The organism is Sulfitobacter sp. M22 (assembly GCF_021736025.1).
Classification (GTDB): domain Bacteria; phylum Pseudomonadota; class Alphaproteobacteria; order Rhodobacterales; family Rhodobacteraceae; genus Sulfitobacter; species Sulfitobacter litoralis.
The window spans coordinates 3,013,194-3,029,486 of the sequence record NZ_WMEC01000001.1; the positions used below are offsets into that span (position 1 = coordinate 3,013,194).

At 55.6% G+C, this 16,293-nt stretch carries 29 protein-coding genes; 27 read left to right on the forward strand and 2 right to left on the reverse strand.

All coding sequences use genetic code 11. From position 1 onward, the window contains the following. Positions 1-17: 17 nt before the first annotated feature. From rpsJ to rplP, 10 genes are all read left to right on the forward strand, one after another. Positions 18-335, forward strand: coding sequence for a 30S ribosomal protein S10 (gene rpsJ / locus GLP52_RS14785; protein WP_005849850.1), 318 nt, complete (start codon positions 18-20; stop codon positions 333-335). 18 nt (positions 336-353) lie between these two features. Beyond that, complete coding sequence (gene rplC / locus GLP52_RS14790) at positions 354-1,196, forward strand: 50S ribosomal protein L3 (RefSeq protein WP_093731766.1); 843 nt, start codon at positions 354-356, stop codon at positions 1,194-1,196. Further along, positions 1,193-1,810 carry a 50S ribosomal protein L4 gene (rplD, locus tag GLP52_RS14795; protein WP_093731767.1) on the forward strand — a complete coding sequence of 206 codons (618 nt, stop codon included), beginning with the start codon at positions 1,193-1,195 and terminating at the stop codon, positions 1,808-1,810. The genes rplC and rplD overlap by 4 nt, the downstream gene beginning before the upstream one ends. Next, positions 1,807-2,103 carry a 50S ribosomal protein L23 gene (locus GLP52_RS14800; protein WP_093731768.1) on the forward strand — a complete coding sequence of 99 codons (297 nt, stop codon included), beginning with the start codon at positions 1,807-1,809 and terminating at the stop codon, positions 2,101-2,103. The genes rplD and GLP52_RS14800 overlap by 4 nt, the downstream gene beginning before the upstream one ends. Before the next feature lie 204 nt (positions 2,104-2,307). Beyond that, on the forward strand, positions 2,308-3,183 hold the full coding sequence (locus GLP52_RS14805) for a DUF1206 domain-containing protein (RefSeq protein ID WP_237271224.1): 876 nt from the start codon (positions 2,308-2,310) through the stop codon (positions 3,181-3,183). A 272-nt stretch (positions 3,184-3,455) separates the two neighbouring features. After that, positions 3,456-4,298 (forward strand): 50S ribosomal protein L2, encoded by an 843-nt coding sequence (gene rplB / locus GLP52_RS14810; protein WP_005849835.1) that lies wholly within the window; start codon positions 3,456-3,458, stop codon positions 4,296-4,298. A 3-nt stretch (positions 4,299-4,301) separates the two neighbouring features. Beyond that, the gene (gene rpsS, locus GLP52_RS14815; protein WP_005849833.1) at positions 4,302-4,580 is read left to right on the forward strand and encodes a 30S ribosomal protein S19; all 279 of its coding nucleotides are present in this window, start codon (positions 4,302-4,304) and stop codon (positions 4,578-4,580) included. A gap of 3 nt (positions 4,581-4,583) precedes the next feature. Next, positions 4,584-4,964, forward strand: a complete 381-nt coding sequence (gene rplV, locus GLP52_RS14820; RefSeq protein WP_093731770.1) for a 50S ribosomal protein L22 — start codon at positions 4,584-4,586, stop codon at positions 4,962-4,964. Beyond that, positions 4,964-5,671, forward strand: a complete 708-nt coding sequence (gene rpsC, locus GLP52_RS14825) for a 30S ribosomal protein S3 (RefSeq protein WP_093731771.1) — start codon at positions 4,964-4,966, stop codon at positions 5,669-5,671. The genes rplV and rpsC overlap by 1 nt, the downstream gene beginning before the upstream one ends. Positions 5,672-5,684: 13 nt before the next feature. After that, entirely contained in the window at positions 5,685-6,098 is a 414-nt protein-coding gene (rplP, locus tag GLP52_RS14830) for a 50S ribosomal protein L16 (RefSeq protein WP_093731772.1), read from the forward strand. Between the two features lie 92 nt (positions 6,099-6,190). Here the strand turns inward: rplP and GLP52_RS14835 are convergent, their stop codons facing one another. Further along, positions 6,191-6,655, reverse strand: a complete 465-nt coding sequence (locus tag GLP52_RS14835; protein ID WP_237271226.1) for a hypothetical protein — start codon at positions 6,653-6,655, stop codon at positions 6,191-6,193. A 214-nt stretch (positions 6,656-6,869) separates the two neighbouring features. Between GLP52_RS14835 and GLP52_RS14840 the strand changes: the two genes are divergently transcribed. Next, entirely contained in the window at positions 6,870-7,082 is a 213-nt protein-coding gene (locus GLP52_RS14840) for a hypothetical protein (RefSeq protein ID WP_237271227.1), read from the forward strand. Here the strand turns inward: GLP52_RS14840 and GLP52_RS14845 are convergent. Next, positions 7,079-7,699, reverse strand: a complete 621-nt coding sequence (locus tag GLP52_RS14845; RefSeq protein WP_093731775.1) for a TIGR02466 family protein — start codon at positions 7,697-7,699, stop codon at positions 7,079-7,081. The two genes, GLP52_RS14840 and GLP52_RS14845, sit on opposite strands and share 4 nt — an antisense overlap. A gap of 161 nt (positions 7,700-7,860) precedes the next feature. On the opposite strand from GLP52_RS14845, the gene rpmC reads away from it, so the two are divergent. The 16 genes from rpmC to rpsK all read left to right on the forward strand — a co-directional run bounded on the left by rpmC (position 7,861) and on the right by rpsK (position 16,183). Further along, positions 7,861-8,067: a 50S ribosomal protein L29 gene (rpmC, locus tag GLP52_RS14850; protein WP_093731776.1), complete on the forward strand. Its 207-nt coding sequence runs from the start codon at positions 7,861-7,863 to the stop codon at positions 8,065-8,067. 15 nt (positions 8,068-8,082) lie between these two features. After that, on the forward strand, positions 8,083-8,322 hold the full coding sequence (gene rpsQ / locus GLP52_RS14855; protein WP_008224956.1) for a 30S ribosomal protein S17: 240 nt from the start codon (positions 8,083-8,085) through the stop codon (positions 8,320-8,322). 156 nt (positions 8,323-8,478) lie between these two features. Beyond that, positions 8,479-8,847, forward strand: a complete 369-nt coding sequence (gene rplN, locus GLP52_RS14860) for a 50S ribosomal protein L14 (protein ID WP_093731777.1) — start codon at positions 8,479-8,481, stop codon at positions 8,845-8,847. Then, positions 8,847-9,158, forward strand: a complete 312-nt coding sequence (gene rplX, locus GLP52_RS14865) for a 50S ribosomal protein L24 (protein ID WP_093731778.1) — start codon at positions 8,847-8,849, stop codon at positions 9,156-9,158. The genes rplN and rplX overlap by 1 nt, the downstream gene beginning before the upstream one ends. Further along, complete coding sequence (gene rplE / locus GLP52_RS14870; RefSeq protein ID WP_093731779.1) at positions 9,151-9,714, forward strand: 50S ribosomal protein L5; 564 nt, start codon at positions 9,151-9,153, stop codon at positions 9,712-9,714. Before rplX ends, rplE begins: the two co-directional genes overlap by 8 nt. Positions 9,715-9,733: 19 nt before the next feature. Continuing rightward, entirely contained in the window at positions 9,734-10,039 is a 306-nt protein-coding gene (rpsN, locus tag GLP52_RS14875) for a 30S ribosomal protein S14 (protein WP_007118851.1), read from the forward strand. 12 nt (positions 10,040-10,051) lie between these two features. Then, positions 10,052-10,444 carry a 30S ribosomal protein S8 gene (rpsH, locus tag GLP52_RS14880; RefSeq protein ID WP_093731780.1) on the forward strand — a complete coding sequence of 131 codons (393 nt, stop codon included), beginning with the start codon at positions 10,052-10,054 and terminating at the stop codon, positions 10,442-10,444. A gap of 10 nt (positions 10,445-10,454) precedes the next feature. Further along, positions 10,455-10,988, forward strand: coding sequence for a 50S ribosomal protein L6 (gene rplF / locus GLP52_RS14885; RefSeq protein WP_093731781.1), 534 nt, complete (start codon positions 10,455-10,457; stop codon positions 10,986-10,988). An 11-nt stretch (positions 10,989-10,999) separates the two neighbouring features. Beyond that, complete coding sequence (gene rplR / locus GLP52_RS14890) at positions 11,000-11,359, forward strand: 50S ribosomal protein L18 (protein WP_093731782.1); 360 nt, start codon at positions 11,000-11,002, stop codon at positions 11,357-11,359. A 109-nt stretch (positions 11,360-11,468) separates the two neighbouring features. Next, positions 11,469-12,050, forward strand: coding sequence for a 30S ribosomal protein S5 (rpsE, locus tag GLP52_RS14895; RefSeq protein WP_093731783.1), 582 nt, complete (start codon positions 11,469-11,471; stop codon positions 12,048-12,050). A 2-nt stretch (positions 12,051-12,052) separates the two neighbouring features. Then, the gene (rpmD, locus tag GLP52_RS14900) at positions 12,053-12,241 is read left to right on the forward strand and encodes a 50S ribosomal protein L30 (RefSeq protein ID WP_005849797.1); all 189 of its coding nucleotides are present in this window, start codon (positions 12,053-12,055) and stop codon (positions 12,239-12,241) included. Between the two features lie 245 nt (positions 12,242-12,486). Next, positions 12,487-12,969: a 50S ribosomal protein L15 gene (rplO, locus tag GLP52_RS14905; RefSeq protein WP_237271228.1), complete on the forward strand. Its 483-nt coding sequence runs from the start codon at positions 12,487-12,489 to the stop codon at positions 12,967-12,969. Positions 12,970-13,089: 120 nt separating this feature from the next. Continuing rightward, a complete protein-coding gene (gene secY, locus GLP52_RS14910) occupies positions 13,090-14,454 on the forward strand; it encodes a preprotein translocase subunit SecY (protein WP_138922618.1) in 1,365 nt (454 codons plus the stop codon). Continuing rightward, a complete protein-coding gene (locus GLP52_RS14915) occupies positions 14,451-15,098 on the forward strand; it encodes an adenylate kinase (protein WP_037965940.1) in 648 nt (215 codons plus the stop codon). Before secY ends, GLP52_RS14915 begins: the two co-directional genes overlap by 4 nt. A gap of 311 nt (positions 15,099-15,409) precedes the next feature. After that, entirely contained in the window at positions 15,410-15,778 is a 369-nt protein-coding gene (gene rpsM, locus GLP52_RS14920; protein ID WP_093731943.1) for a 30S ribosomal protein S13, read from the forward strand. 15 nt (positions 15,779-15,793) lie between these two features. After that, on the forward strand, positions 15,794-16,183 hold the full coding sequence (gene rpsK / locus GLP52_RS14925; RefSeq protein ID WP_093731787.1) for a 30S ribosomal protein S11: 390 nt from the start codon (positions 15,794-15,796) through the stop codon (positions 16,181-16,183). Positions 16,184-16,293: the final 110 nt, after the last annotated feature.

The window sequence follows — 16,293 nt, forward strand, 5'->3', positions numbered from 1 at the left end:
ATGAGGGATGATGACATATGGCACAAAGCCAAAACATCCGCATCCGTTTGAAGGCGTTCGATTACCGTGTGCTGGATGCGTCCACACAAGAAATCGTCAACACCGCCAAGCGTACCGGTGCATCTGTTCGCGGCCCAATTCCGCTGCCGAACAAGATCGAGAAATTCACTGTTCTGCGTGGCCCACACGTTGACAAGAAATCCCGTGACCAGTTCGAAATCCGCACGCACAAGCGTCTGCTGGATATCGTTGATCCGACCCCCCAGACCGTGGACGCGCTGATGAAGCTCGACCTGGCCGCTGGTGTGGACGTCGAGATCAAGCTGCAGTCATAAGCGTAGGAGGGTAATATTATGTTGCGCTCAGGCGTTATTGCAAAAAAAATGGGCATGACCCGTTTGTTCATGGAAGACGGCAAGCAGATCCCTGTGACCGTTCTTCAGCTCGACAAACTTCAGGTTGTTGCTCAGCGTACCATCGAACGGGACGGCTACACAGCTGTTCAGCTCGGCGCAGGTACAGCCAAGGTTAAACGGACGTCGCAAGCCATGCGCGGTCACTTTGCAGCAGCAAAGGTTGAACCAAAGCGTAAGGTCGCGGAATTCCGCATCGACCCAGAAGCCATGTTGAACGTCGGCGAAGAAATCATCGCCGATCATTACTTTGCTGGTCAGTATGTTGACGTTGCAGGCACATCTATCGGTAAAGGTTTTGCCGGTGCGATGAAGCGCCACAACTTTGGCGGTTTGCGTGCGACACACGGTGTTTCTGTATCTCACCGTTCGCACGGTTCCACCGGTCAGTGTCAGGATCCGGGCAAGGTTTTCAAAGGCAAAAAAATGGCCGGTCACATGGGTTCCGCTCGTGTAACAACTCAGAACCTCGAGGTTGTCAAAACGGACAGCGTACGTGGTCTGATCATGGTCAAAGGTGCCGTTCCAGGCTCCAAAGGTGGTTGGGTGACTGTTAAGGATGCGGTGAAAAAGCCGTTCCCCGAAGACGCAATCCTGCCCGCCGCTTTGAAATCTGCTGCAGACGAAGCCGCTAAAGCAGCTGAAGAAGCCGCCGCAGCAGCAGCCGCAGAAGCCGAAGCCGAAGCAGCACGCTTGGCTGAAGAGCAAGCAGCAACCGAAGCTGCCGCCCTTGCAGAAGCCGAAGCATCCATTGAGTCGGACAAGAAGGAAGGTGACGAATGAAACTTGATGTCATCAAACTCGACGGCGGCGCAGCCGGTTCGGTAGACCTGGACGAGGCCCTGTTCGGTCTTGAGCCACGCGCCGACATTCTGCACCGTGTTGTCCGCTGGCAGCGTAACAACGCGCAGCAGGGTACGCACAAGGTCAAGACACGGTCCGAGGTCAGCTATTCGACCAAGAAGATCTATCGTCAGAAAGGCACCGGCGGCGCACGCCACGGCGCACGTTCTGCACCGATCTTCCGTAAGGGTGGTATCTACAAGGGTCCGACCCCGCGTAGCCACGGCCACGAACTGACCAAGAAGTTCCGCAAACTGGGTCTGCGCCACGCTTTGTCTGCCAAGGCAAAAACAGGCAGCCTGGTTATCATCGACGATGTAAACTCGGATGGGAAAACCGCAGCTTTGGCCAAACAGGTTAAGAACCTGGGCTGGAAACGCGCGTTGATCATCGACGGTGCCTCGGTAAATGAGAACTTCTTGCAAGCCGCGCGCAACATCGAAGGTCTGGATATCCTGCCAACGATGGGTGCAAACGTCTATGACATCCTCAAGCGTGATACACTCGTGATCACCAAAGCAGGGATCGAAGCACTGGAGGCCCGTTTGAAATGAGCGCCAAGCACGAACATTACGATGTGATCCGCAAGCCGATCATCACTGAAAAAGCAACAATGGCTTCCGAGCACAACGCCGTCGTTTTCGAAGTCGCGATCGACAGCAACAAGCCAATGATCAAAGAAGCTGTTGAAGCTCTCTTTGGTGTCAAGGTGAAGGCCGTGAACACGTCCATCACCAAAGGCAAGGCAAAGCGTTTCCGCGGCCAGATGGGTCGCCGGAAGGACGTTAAGAAGGCTTACGTTATGCTCGAAGAGGGTAACACCATCGACGTATCCACCGGTCTGTAAGTCAGACTGGACGCGAAAAATGAAAGGCCCCTCACCGCAAGGTGGGGGGCCTTTTCCTATTTGGCGATTGCGTTTGGAGTGACGATGCCTATTTGGGCTCATTCGCGGGAACTTGCCGACCAGCGGTGCGTTGTTGTCCCACATGTCATCAAAGTAAGGGCCCCGCTTTCCGGTGCCGGCTTTGCGCGAAGGGGTATCGTCACAATGTCAGCCAATAGCCATCAATCCACCCGATCGGAAATTCTATCACACATCGACCCAGATGACTTCTCCTGGGCCGTGCCGATTATGCGCACTGGCTATGCCGGACGCGGGTTGGTTTATCTGGTGGTTGCTGGATTGTCCTTGTGGTCCGTCTTGTCGGGCGGGCAGGCCGAGGGCACGAAATCAACGCTGCAGTCGTTGGATGGGGCGACCGGCTTTGCCGTGATCTTTGCCATTGCTACGGGCATGTTTGCCTATGCGATCTGGCGCGCTGTCGATAGCTTTTGGGATCTTGAGGCTTACGGGTCCGGCGCGAAAGGTATTGTCGCGCGCATTGGGATGCTGGTCACCGGTATTATCCACGGCGCAATCGGTGCCTTGGCCGTCACTGTGCTGGGGGTTTCGTCTTCGGGGTCGAGCAGCAAAGAGCTCTTGAACCAGTTCCTTCAAACGCCGGCAGGCGTCTGGGTTGTCGGCGGGATAGGGTTGGTCACAATGGGCACCGGATTCTACTATTTCTACAAAGCTGCGACGCAGTCATACCGTGAACATCTGGAAGCCAACCATTTTACCATGCACTGGAACCCGGCTTTGCGTATCGGTGTCGCCGCGCAGGGGGTTGTTGTGCTGATCATCGGCGGTCTGATCGTTTACGCCGCGACGAGCGCGAATGCATCGGATACCGGTGGCATTGATGCGGCTTTTGAATGGTTGCACCAGCAGGCCTATGGGCGCATTCTGGTGGGGCTTCTCTGTGCAGGGCTACTGATGTTCTCGTTGTTTTGCTTTGTGAACGCAGTGTGCCGGATTGTCCCGAAGGCAGCTGATCCGTCCGTGCAAAGCGTGGCGCGCAAGATCAAGTCGATGGCACAGTAAGACGCATCAGGGTCAGGTCGGTCGGCTTTTGCCGACTATTCCCCGACGCTCCCTTGACCCTCGGGTGATCCTACCCTAAACGACCCCATCGGCAGTGCCCCGGATTCGTCCGGGGCTGTGTCGTTTTGCGCGTTGGTAGGTTCTAGCCGCACGCAACGTCCGGCAAAGGGGTTCTTTGTCTGGCATTTCAAATTGGGGACCTTCGGGGCCCTACAACCATCTCGGCACCATCACGACGGGGCCGGGGACAAGCAAAACGGAAGACAGAGAACATGGCACTCAAGTCGTACAAACCGACGACGCCAGGCCAGCGTGGGCTGGTACTGATCGACCGTTCGGAGCTTTGGAAAGGCCGCCCGGTCAAATCCCTTACACAGGGTTTGACCAAATCAGGCGGTCGGAACAACACCGGACGGATCACAATGCGTCGCACAGGCGGTGGGGCAAAGCGCCTTTACCGTATCGTCGATTTCAAGCGCAACAAGCTGGACATGTCCGCTGTTGTCGCACGGATCGAATATGACCCTAACCGGACCGCATTCATCGCACTGATCCAGTACGAAGACGGCGAACAGGCTTACATCCTGGCACCACAGCGTATCGCTGTCGGCGACAAGGTGATTTCCTCGGCCAAGGCCGACATCAAGCCTGGTAACGCTATGCCATTTTCGGGCATGCCTATTGGTACAATCGTTCACAACATCGAAATGAAGCCAGGCAAAGGCGGCCAGATTGCACGCGCCGCCGGTACCTACGCACAGTTCGTAGGCCGTGATGGTGGATACGCTCAGATCCGTTTGTCCTCGGGCGAACTGCGTCTGGTGCGTCAGGAATGCATGGCCACCGTTGGTGCCGTGTCCAACCCTGACAACTCCAACCAGAACTACGGTAAAGCGGGCCGCATGCGTCACAAGGGCATCCGCCCTTCGGTACGTGGTGTTGTTATGAACCCGATCGACCACCCTCACGGTGGTGGTGAAGGCCGTACATCGGGTGGTCGTCACCCTGTTACGCCTTGGGGCAAGCCCACAAAGGGTGCAAAAACCCGCAACAAGAACAAAGCGTCCAGCAAGCTTATCCTACGCTCGCGCCACGCCAAGAAGAAGGGGCGTTAATAGATGTCTCGTTCAGTATGGAAAGGTCCTTTTGTTGACTCTTATGTCCTCAAAAAGGCCGAAGCCTCCCGCGAAAGCGGTCGCAGCGAAGTGATCAAAATTTGGTCGCGCCGTTCCACGATCTTGCCACAGTTTGTTGGCCTGACGTTCGGTGTGTACAACGGTCATAAGCACATCCCTGTAAACGTCAGCGAAGAGATGATTGGTCAGAAGTTTGGTGAGTATTCGCCAACTCGCACCTATTATGGTCACGCAGCCGACAAAAAAGCGAAGCGGAAATAAGCCATGAGCAAGGATAAGAATCCCCGCCGCGTGGCCGATAACGAAGCCCGCGCAAAACTGCGCATGCTTCGCACAAGCCCGCAGAAACTGAACCTCGTCGCCGCGATGATCCGTGGCAAGAAGGTAGACAAGGCTCTGACGGACCTGACCTTCTCCAAAAAACGGATCGCACTGGACGTGAAGAAATGCCTTCAGTCCGCCATCGCGAACGGCGAAAACAACCACAACCTTGACGTGGATGAACTGGTCGTTGCCGAAGCATATGTCGGCAAAAACCTGATCATGAAGCGTGGTCGTCCACGTGCGCGTGGCCGTTTCGGCAAGATTATCAAGCCGTTTTCGGAAATCACGATCGTCGTGCGTCAAGTTGAGGAGCAAGCCTGATGGGTAACAAAGTAAATCCGATCGGTATGCGTCTTCAGGTCAACCGCACCTGGGACAGCCGCTGGTACGCCGATACGAAGGACTATGGTGATCTTCTGCTCGAAGACCTTGCCATCCGTGACTTCATCAAGAAAGAATGTGCACAGGCTGGTATCGCCCGTGTGATCATCGAACGCCCACACAAGAAGTGCCGCGTTACGATCCACACAGCGCGCCCCGGTGTGATCATCGGCAAGAAGGGTGCAGACATCGAAGGTCTGCGCCAGAAAATCGCCAAGATCACCAAATCTGACCTGCACCTCAACATCGTTGAAGTGCGCAAGCCAGAGCTGGACGCAGCCCTTGTTGGTGAATCCATCGCACAACAGCTGGAACGCCGGGTTTCTTTCCGTCGTGCCATGAAGCGTGCGGTACAGAACGCCATGCGTATGGGTGCCCTGGGTATCCGCGTAAACGTTGCCGGTCGTCTGGGTGGTGCAGAAATCGCGCGTACCGAATGGTACCGTGAAGGCCGCGTGCCGCTCCACACTCTGCGTGCAGACATCGATTACGCACATGTCGAAGCGATGACTGCCTACGGCATCATCGGGATCAAGACCTGGATCTTCAAAGGCGAGATCATGGAACATGACCCGGCAGCGCGTGACCGTAAGGCACAAGAAATGCAAGACGGCCCAGCACCTCGCGGTGCCGGCGGTCGTCGCTAAGGGGGAATGAGAGATGCTACAACCAAAGCGTACTAAATTCCGCAAGCAGCACAAAGGTCGGATCAAAGGTCTGGCAAAGGGCGGGTCTGACCTGAACTTTGGCACCTACGGTCTGAAGGCTCTCGAGCCCGAGCGGGTCACCGCACGCCAGATCGAAGCTGCTCGTCGTGCCATGACGCGTCACATGAAACGTCAAGGCCGTGTCTGGATCCGCATTTTCCCGGATGTACCTGTCACCGCGAAGCCCATCGAAGTTCGTATGGGTAAAGGTAAAGGTTCCGTGGATCGTTGGGTCTGCAAGGTCAAGCCAGGCCGTGTAATGTTCGAAATCGACGGTGTCGCCGAGGACGTTGCACAAGAAGCTCTGCGTCTTGCTGCGATGAAGCTGCCAATCAAAACGCGCGTCGTTGTACGCGAAGATTGGTAAGACCTTCGCTTCGACACATGTCGGAGGAATGAATAGAAAAGCCCCCGCTGATCCATCAGCGGGGGCTTTTTCTTTTGTCGGTCGGTGCAGGGTTAGCTAAACAGCTTGGCGGGGCGGCGCGCCAGTTTCTGCCAGACCATCGCAATGACAATCGTCATGCCGACGTGGCCCACAAAGGATGACTGCGTGTAGGTGCCAAAACCCATCATAAAGCTACGCCCCATCAGTGGCGCCAAAATACCTTGGGCCACAAACCATAAGATGACTCCGGCCAAGGCACCCGCGCCGAAATAGCCGAGCTGTGTAATCCGCTTGGTCAGATAGACTACCGCTGCAAATCCCAATGCCCCGATCAGAAAGTGGATGGCAAAGGCGGCGGCATAGGGCAGGTCGAGGCTCAAAAGTTTTTTGCCGAGACCAATGACAAGATTGGCCGGCTCTAGCTTGACGCCGAACAGGATCGGGGACGCGAGCCATGCATAGGCTTCGAAGGTGAGTTCACCAATCAGCCCGGCAAGGGCAAGAGCGGGCAGGGGGCTTGGGTTCGTAGTATTCACGTGGGGCTTCCTTATGTGCGCATCTGCGGCGTTATCGGGCCCGAGATGGCACCACGGCACAGCTATTCCCAGTCACATTAGGGCAACCGCGCGGTGACGTGATCCGCGGCATTGTTTCTGAAACATTGATGTCTCGTGAATAAGCGGTTGCAGGGCCTAGTCAGCGCCGCATGTGGCGCATAGGCTTGGCATAACCTGCCTAAAGGAACTGATCATGAAACACGTGCCCAAGCCCACCACCGACGCAGACCTCATCAAAGAGTTTTTGAATAAAGGTGGTACGATCAAGAAGGGTAAGACAAAGCCGATGCCGGATGATCTGGGGCTTAGCAACAATCAGTGGGGCAATAAGCTGACCAAAGAGGAAAAGGCTGCCGTGAAGGAGCAAGAGGCGGCGCGCAAGGCAACGCCGCCCAAGCGTGGTTAACCCCAAGCGTAGTTGAACGAGACCGAAATACGGTCTTCTTCAGACATGTTCATCGGCACCTCGTGGCGCAGCCAGCTTTCCCAGAGCAGCACGTCACCGACGACGGGCTTCGCATAAACGAACTGGCGCAGCTCTTGGGGTGCGTCTTTTTGGCGACCGGGGGCCGCCATCATCATTGGCAGACGCGGATCCTCGAGCTTGAGCGCACTGGTCCCTTCGGGCATCGCCACATAGGTTGTGCCAGAGATGACCGAATGCGGGTGTATATGCGCCGTATGGATTCCGCCCTCGGGCAGGATATTGATCCAGATGTCTTCAAGCTTGAGCTTGCGCCCGTCCAGATCAAACGCCAGATCCTTGGCAAAGGCCTTGACGTGCTTATCCAGCGCTTTTTTGACCGTCTTAAAGATCGGGAACCGCCATGGCAGATCCGTCAAGGACGCATAGCTGGTGTAGCCGGGGAAATCGTGTTCCTCGCACCACTCCTGGCCGGCCTCGTCATCCTCGGCAATGGACAGGCACGCGGCCTCAAGCTCGGACGGGTCGACGGGTTGACCGTGCTCTGACAAAGCGGCGCGGTAAAGACGGGTGACGAAAAGGGATTCTATCTGTGACATAGGGCCGTTCTACATCAGCCTGCGCAGCGTGGCGATACGGTTTCGTAGAAACCTCGCTTGCCAAAGTGGGGTAGGGCATGTAGAGGAACCTTTCACATGAACTCCACCAGAATCATGGTCACCCATAAGGGGCCTACTGGTGATGTCGAAAGGATGAGGCGATGAACGCCAAAGAACTACACGACAAGACGCCGGACCAGCTCCGGGATGAGCTTGTTAACCTCAAGAAAGAGTCCTTCAACCTGCGTTTTCAGCAAGCCACTGGCCAGCTGGAAAATGCCGCACGTTTGAAGACCGTTAAGCGTGACGTCGCACGTGTCAAAACCGTTCTTAACCAGAAAGCCGCTGCCGCGGCATCTGCAGAATAATAGGAGCCTGAGAGTATGCCCAAACGTATCCTGACAGGCACCGTGACAAGCGATGCCAACGAACAGACAGTCACCGTATCCGTAGAGCGTCGCTTTACACACCCGGTTCTGAAGAAAACCATCCGTAAGTCCAAAAAGTACCGGGCTCACGATGAGAACAACACATTCAAAGTGGGCGACAGCGTTCGCATCATCGAATGTGCACCAAAGTCGAAAACCAAACGTTGGGAAGTGCTGCAAGCCGCTGAGGCTTAAGGCGCTGCTCGCTCGGGCCTGAACGTCTTGTTCCCTTGACTCTGAGGGCAGCAAGGCGCAAAGGCACGAGCGAGATGCCCATTTCGGGCGGACCAACTTAATCGAAACCCTGGGGATAGGGCACGCATCGCCCCCCAGAAGGTCGGGAGAAACCAAATGATCCAGATGCAGACCAACCTGGATGTTGCTGACAACAGCGGCGCTCGCCGTGTTCAGTGCATCAAGGTATTGGGTGGTTCCAAGCGTAAATACGCATCCGTCGGCGACATCATTGTCGTGTCGGTCAAGGAAGCCATCCCTCGCGGTCGTGTGAAAAAAGGTGACGTGCGTAAAGCCGTCGTCGTTCGCACAGCCAAAGAAGTTCGTCGTGACGATGGCACAGCCATCCGTTTCGATCGTAACGCCGCCGTCATTCTGAACAACTCGAATGAGCCCGTAGGTACACGTATCTTCGGCCCAGTTGTTCGCGAACTGCGCGCCAAAAACTTCATGAAGATTATCTCGCTTGCGCCGGAGGTGCTGTAATGGCTGCTAAACTTCGCAAAGGTGACAAAGTCATCGTGCTTGCTGGCAAGGACAAGGGCAAGACGGGTTCCATCTCGTCTGTTGACCCGAAGGCCAACAAAGCAATCGTAGATGGTATCAACATGGCAATCCGCGCCACGCGTCAGTCCCAGACGTCGCAAGGCGGCCGTATTCCCAAAGCGATGCCAATCGACCTGAGCAACCTGTCGTTGGTTGATGCCAACGGCAAGGCCACGCGCGTTGGGTTCAAAATCGAAGGCGACAAGAAAGTGCGCTTTGCAAAAACCACGGGGGACGTGATCGATGCTTGATAACGCAACATACACACCCCGCCTGAAGGTCGAGTACAAGGACAAGATCCGTGCGACGCTGAAGGAAGAGTTCGGTTATAAGAACGAAATGCAGATCCCGCGTCTGGATAAAATCGTCCTGAACATCGGCTGTGGTGCTGAAGCTGTTCGTGACAGCAAGAAAGCAAAATCCGCACAGGAAGATCTGACAACGATTGCCGGCCAAAAAGCGCTGACAACAGTTGCCAAGAAATCCATCGCTGGTTTCCGCGTACGTGAAGACATGCCATTGGGTGCGAAAGTTACCCTGCGTGGCGAACGTATGTACGAATTCCTGGATCGTCTGATCACGATCGCAATGCCTCGTATCCGCGACTTCCGCGGCATCAACGGCAAAAGCTTTGACGGCCGTGGCAACTACGCCATGGGCTTGAAAGAGCACATCGTGTTCCCCGAAATCGACTTTGATAAAGTTGACGAGACTTGGGGAATGGACATCGTGATCGCCACCACGGCGAAAACCGACGCTGAAGCGAAGGCACTGTTGAAAGCATTCAACATGCCCTTCACATCGTAAGCGCGGGGAGGATTTAGATATGGCTAAGAAATCCATGATCGAGCGCGAAAAGAAGCGCGAAGCACTGGTCAAGAAGTACGCTGAAAAGCGCGCTGCCTTGAAAGAGATCGTAAGCGACGAATCCAAGCCCATGGAAGAGCGGTTCCGCGCTTCCCTGAAGCTGGCGAAACTGCCTCGCAACTCCAGCGCTGTGCGTCTGCACAACCGCTGCCAGCTGACAGGCCGTCCACACGCTTATTACCGTAAACTGAAAATTTCGCGGATCGCGCTGCGGGATCTTGGCTCGAGCGGCCAAATCCCCGGCATGGTCAAGTCGAGCTGGTAAGGAGCGCATCAGATGAACGATCCTATCGCAGATATGCTGACACGCATCCGTAACTCTTCGATGCGCGGCAAATCCACCGTCATGACACCTGCTTCCAAGCTGCGTGCATGGGTTCTGGACGTGCTTGCGGACGAAGGCTACATCCGTGGCTACGAAGCAAAAACTGGTGTTGATGGCCATCCCGCCATCGAAATCAGCCTCAAGTATTACGAGGGCGAACCTGTTATTCGCGAACTGAAGCGGGTCTCCAAGCCCGGTCGTCGCGTCTACATGGGCGTCAATGACATCCCCGTTGTCCGTCAGGGCCTCGGTGTGTCGATTGTCTCCACCCCCAAGGGTGTGATGTCGGATCAGAATGCACGCAGCCACAATGTTGGCGGCGAAGTGCTCTGCACCGTATTCTAAGGAGAACAAAATGTCTCGTATTGGTAAAAAACCGGTCGACCTGCCAAGCGGTGTTTCAGCATCCGTGAGCGGGCAGACCATCGAAGTCAAAGGCCCAAAGGGAACCCGTTCCTTCAAGGCGACTGACGACGTTACATTGACTGTCGAAGACAACGTGGTCACCATCACACCACGCGGCAAATCCAAGCGCGCGCGCCAGCAGTGGGGCATGAGCCGCACGATGGTCGAAAACCTTGTGACCGGTGTTACCGCCGGCTTCAAGAAAGAGCTTGAGATCCAGGGTGTTGGTTATCGTGCTGCCATGAACGGCAACACGCTGCGCTTGAACCTGGGCCTGTCGCATGATGTTGACTATGTCGCACCTGAAGGTGTGACAGTCACAGCCCCGAAACAGACCGAGATTGTGGTAGAAGGCATTGACGAACAGCTTGTTGGTCAAGTCGCTGCGAACATTCGCGCTTGGCGCAAGCCCGAGCCCTACAAGGGCAAAGGCATCCGCTATAAGGGTGAGTTCGTCTTCCGCAAAGAAGGCAAGAAGAAGTAAGGATAGCTCAGATGGCAAACAGCAAAAGACAACTGTTTCTGAAACGCCGCCTGCGCGTTCGGAACAAACTTCGCCGGGTCAACGCGGGGCGTCTTCGTCTCTCCGTGCATCGCTCGAACAAAAACATCAGCGCCCAGCTGATCGACGACGTAAACGGGGTCACACTGGCCTCCGCGTCTTCGATGGAAAAAGACCTGGGTGTTGTTGGCAAAAACAACATCGACGCAGCGACCAAGGTTGGCTCGGCAATCGCCGAACGTGCTCAAAAGGCCGGTGTGAAAGAAGCATATTTTGACCGTGGTGGTTTCCTGTTCCACGGCAAAATCAAAGCTTTGGCCGATGCAGCCCGCGAAGGCGGTCTGAAAATCTAAGCCAACGTAGGCGGCACGGGTCACGTGCCGCCTCGATGATCCGGGGGCTTGGCCCACTTGGATTGACATTATGACGCGCGCAAGCGCAGCACCAAAAGGATGATGCCGCATGGCAAGAGATGACAACCGGGGTGGTAACCGCCGCAACCAACGCGACGAGACACCCGAATTCGCCGACCGCCTAGTGGCGATCAACCGCGTTTCCAAGACCGTTAAGGGTGGTAAGCGCTTTGGCTTCGCTGCACTTGTCGTTGTTGGCGACCAAAAGGGCCGTGTAGGCTTCGGCAAAGGCAAAGCGAAAGAGGTTCCAGAAGCCATTCGCAAGGCCACCGAGCAAGCCAAGCGCCAAATGATTCGCGTTCAACTGCGCGAAGGCCGTACATTGCACCACGACATGGAAGGCCGTCACGGCGCCGGTCGCGTTGTAATGCGGACAGCACCAGAAGGTACCGGGATCATCGCCGGTGGTCCGATGCGTGCCGTATTCGAAATGTTGGGCATCAAGGACGTTGTGTCCAAGTCCATCGGGACGCAGAACCCTTACAACATGATCCGTGCCACCATGGACGGTCTGAAAAAAGAATCCTCGCCACGTGCTGTTGCTCAGCGTCGCGGCAAGAAAGTTGCAGACATTCTGCCCAAGCGTGAGGACAATGTTGAATCGTCCGCACAAGTGGCTGAGGAGGCATAAGCATGGCTAAGACAATCGTAATCAAGCAGGTTGGTTCGCCAATCCGCCGCCCCGCCGACCAGCGCGCTACGTTGATCGGTTTGGGCCTTAACAAAATGCACCGTGTACGTGAACTGGAAGACACACCTTCCGTTCGCGGCATGATCCGCAAGATCTCTCACATGGTAGAGATCATCGAAGAAAAAGGCTGAACGCTTTCGCCTGAAAGTGAAGGGTTCCGATGACGCCCTTTTGCCAATCTATAACGCCTCGCAGAACACTGCGGGGCGTTTTTCGTTGGGCTCGGTTGTGCCGGTTAGGGTAGGGGGCTTGAAACCGCTGTCTCTCCCGTCTATACGCCGCCCAGTGGCCAACAATCCGCCACAAGAATCATATGAAACGCCGCGTTTGACCGCTCCCGTCGCTGGGGGTCACATCCGGCAAAAGGAGAAGCGACATGAAACTTCATGAACTGTCTGATAACGAAGGCGCCACCAAGAAACGCAAACGCGTAGGCCGTGGTCCTGGTTCCGGCACCGGTAAAATGGGTGGCCGTGGTATCAAAGGTCAAAAATCCCGTTCGGGTGTGGCGATCAAAGGTTTCGAAGGCGGCCAAATGCCTTTGTACCAACGTCTTCCTAAGCGTGGCTTCACTAAGCCGAACCGGAAGTCCTATGCGGTTGTGAACCTGGGCCTGATCCAGAAATTCATCGACGCGAAAAAGATCGACGCTTCTGCTGCGATCACCGAAGATGCACTGATCTCTTCGGGTCTGGTACGTCGCAAACTGGACGGCATCCGTGTTCTGGCCAAAGGCGACTTCAACGCCAAGGTCGATCTTCAGGTCTCCGGCGCGTCCAAATCCGCGGTCGAAGCGGTCGAAAAAGCGGGCGGCAAACTGACCGTTACAGCACCTTCCGCGGCAAACGCAGACGCGTAACCCGACCTTTTGCCTTGTGAGCGGGACGCGTCCCGCTTACATAGTCAATCGAGTTTTCCCAAATGCCGCCCGCCGGAAAACGGCCTGGGCGGCGTTTTTGCAAAGAAAGAGCCCTATATCATGGTATCAGCCGTCGAAAGCATGGCCGCCAACACCAGTTGGTCCGCGTTGGGCAAGGCAACAGACCTGCGCAACCGGATTCTATTCACTCTGGGGTTGTTGATCGTTTATCGCCTTGGCACGTTCATTCCGGTTCCCGGGATCGACGGCACCGCCCTGCGCCAATTTATGGAAAGCGCGGGTCAAGGGATCGGCGGCATGGTATCCATGTTCACCGGCGGCGCTCTTGGCCGGATGGGTATCTTCGCTTTGGGTATCATGCCCTATATCTCCGCATCGATCATCGTTCAGTTGATGACTTCGATGGTCCCCGCGCTTGAGCAGCTTAAGAAAGAGGGCGAGCAGGGGCGTAAAAAGATCAACCAATACACACGCTTCGGCACCGTCGCACTGGCGACACTGCAGGCCTATGGCCTTGCGGTATCGCTAGAAGCTGGTGATATCGCCGCCGATCCGGGCATGTATTTCCGCATTGCGTGCATGATTACGCTGGTCGGCGGGACCATGTTCCTGATGTGGCTGGGCGAGCAGATCACAGCACGCGGCATCGGCAACGGTATCTCATTGATTATCTTCGTCGGCATCATTGCCGAGGTGCCAGCCGCAATCGCTCAGTTCTTTTCGTCTGGCCGGTCCGGTGCGATCAGCCCGGCGGTGATCGTCGGTGTTCTTGTCATGGTGATCGTGACGATCATGTTCGTCGTCTTCATGGAGCGCGCCTTGCGCAAAATCCACATCCAATATCCGCGCCGTCAGGTCGGCCAGAAGATGTACGACGGAGGGTCATCGCATCTTCCGGTCAAGGTGAACCCGGCGGGCGTTATCCCGGCGATTTTCGCAAGCTCGCTTCTGTTGCTTCCGATCACGATCAGCACGTTCTCTGGGAATTCCACCGGCCCGGTAATGTCGGTCCTCTTGGCAAATTTCGGACCAGGGCAACCCCTATACCTGTTATTCTTCGTCTTGATGATTGTCTTTTTTGCTTATTTTTATACCTTCAACGTCAGCTTTAAACCTGATGATGTCGCGGATAACCTGAAAAACCAGAACGGCTTCGTTCCCGGTATCCGCCCCGGCAAGAAAACAGCCGAATATCTTGAATATGTGGTTAACCGCGTCTTGGTACTTGGGTCTGCATATCTGGTTGCGGTGATGCTGCTGCCCGAAATTCTGCGGGGTCAGTTCGCAATCCCATTCTATTTCGGCGGTACATCGGTGCTGATCGTTGTGTCGGTCACCATGGATACCATCCAACAAGTACAAAGCCATTTGCTGGCACATCAGTATGAAGGTCTGCTTGAACGTTCCCAACTGCGTGGTAAGTCTGGCAAACCACGGAAAAAACGGAGCCCGTTACGTCGATGAACATTATTCTCTTAGGACCACCCGGAGCGGGTAAAGGTACACAAGCGCGTCACTTGGTAGAGACACGTAACATGGTTCAGCTCTCTACCGGCGACATGCTGCGCGAAGCCAAAGACAGCGGGACCGAGATGGGCAATATGGTTGCCGATGTCATGGCCCGCGGCGATTTGGTCACCGACGAGATAGTGATCGGCCTCATCCGCGAAAAGCTCGAAGACACGACCGACCACGGTGGTTTCATCTTTGACGGGTTCCCGCGCACATTGGCGCAGGCCACAGCGCTTGGTGAGCTGCTGGAAGCGACAGGCAAGCCATTGGACCACGTGATCCAGCTGGGCGTCGACGACGAAGCGCTGGTCGCACGGATCTCCGGGCGCTCTACCTGTGGCAACTGTGGTGAAGTCTATCACGACGTCACCAAGCCACAGCCAGCCGACGGCAAATGCGAGAAATGCGGCGCATCCGACTTCAAACGCCGTGCAGATGATAACGAGGAAAGCCTCCGGAATCGTTTGATGGAATACTACAAGAAAACCTCTCCGCTGTTGGGGTACTATTACGCGCATAATATGCTGACGCGCGTAGATGGGCTGGCCGATATCAAAGAGGTTCAAGACAGCATTGCTAAGGTTCTGGACGCATAATTCAACCATCGATCGATGATAGATAGCGGCGCGTTTTTCGACGCGCCGCTTTGCCGTTTGATGGGGCAGGGCAGGCGGGCACTCGATAACAGTATTGATCCCTGCGCTCTGTCATCGCTATGGGTTGACGCGCTGGTCAATTCCTCATAACCAGCCGTATCTCGTATGAGAATCGAATTGCAACGGGCACCGATCATACCCTGCGCATGAACACCTGATCAGCTGGAGCCCGACGGCACAAACGCCTCGGGCTTCACGTTGTGAAAAAAGGGTCTGGTATGACGGACCCGCAACGAAAAGGAAGCACCCACGTGGCACGTATTGCCGGCGTAAACATCCCGACTGCAAAGCGGGTTCCAATCGCCCTCACATATATCACCGGTATCGGTAACTCCTCCGCAGCTGCTATTTGCGAAGCTGTTGGCATCGATTCCACCCGTCGTATCAACGAACTTTCGGACGCTGAAATCCTGAAGATCCGCGAATTCATCGACGAGAACTACACCGTTGAAGGTGACCTGCGTCGTGATACGCAGATGAACATCAAGCGTCTGATGGACCTTGGCTGCTACCGTGGTTTGCGCCACCGTCGCAACCTGCCGGTTCGTGGTCAGCGTACTCACACCAACGCTCGTACGCGCAAAGGCCCTGCAAAGGCCATTGCTGGTAAGAAGAAGTAAGGGAGGGTCTGATCAATGGCACGCGAAAAGACAAAGACGAAGCGTAAGGTTTCCAAGAACATCGCCGCAGGTGTGGCGCATGTTAACTCCAGCTTCAATAACACGAAAATCCTGATCTCCGACGTTCAGGGCAACGCAATTGCATGGTCCTCAGCTGGTACCATGGGCTTTAAAGGGTCGCGTAAATCGACACCTTATGCGGCTCAGATGGCTGCTGAAGATGCAGGCAAAAAAGCTCAAGACCACGGCGTGAAAACGCTGGAAGTCGAAGTGCAAGGCCCCGGTTCGGGCCGCGAAAGCGCCCTGCGCGCACTGGCTGCTGCCGGGTTCAACATCACATCCATCCGTGACGTGACCCCAATGGCGCACAACGGCTGCCGCCCTCCGAAACGCCGCCGCGTTTAAGAGATTAAGTTACAAAAGGGGCCGCGCGTTCGCGCTCGGCCTCTTACTGCTTTGTTGAAACCTCGGGAGTTCTTCGCCATTTGGACATGGGGCGCAGGACAGGAATGGAG